At 68.8% G+C, this 301-nt stretch carries 1 protein-coding gene; it reads left to right on the top strand.

Annotated elements, in window-relative coordinates; all coding sequences use genetic code 11:
* Window positions 1–301, top strand: a 301-nt coding sequence (locus tag NLM59_RS11560; RefSeq protein ID WP_304417935.1) for a hypothetical protein, incomplete at both ends; no start/stop codon positions are given.

Genomic DNA, 301 nt, shown 5'->3' with positions numbered 1-301 from the left:
CTGCGCAAGCATTGCCCGGCGGACGGTCGGGCGGAGCGGCTGAACGAGATGATGCGCAACCAGCAGATGCGGGTGTTTGACCAACTGAGGGCGCGTTTGCTGACCAAATCCGATGTCGGGCCGTTGATCGCCGGACTGAAACGAGGTGTCGAGGCGGGCATGAACCGCCCCATCGCCGGGCTGGCGCCACTGGACGCGCCGGCCCGTGGATTTCTGCCGTTTCTGCCACGCCGCAGCGGTGGCACGGTGCTGGCTGGGCGCATCTGGCAAGCGCCGCGGCTGCGGCGCGAGGCAGCCAAGC

This window comes from Profundicola chukchiensis (assembly GCF_029664245.1).
GTDB classification, from domain to species: Bacteria; Bacteroidota; Bacteroidia; order Flavobacteriales; family Weeksellaceae; genus Profundicola; species Profundicola chukchiensis.
The sequence above is the reverse complement of the archived record's forward strand: the minus strand, read 5'-3'. Positions and strand labels throughout refer to the sequence as shown.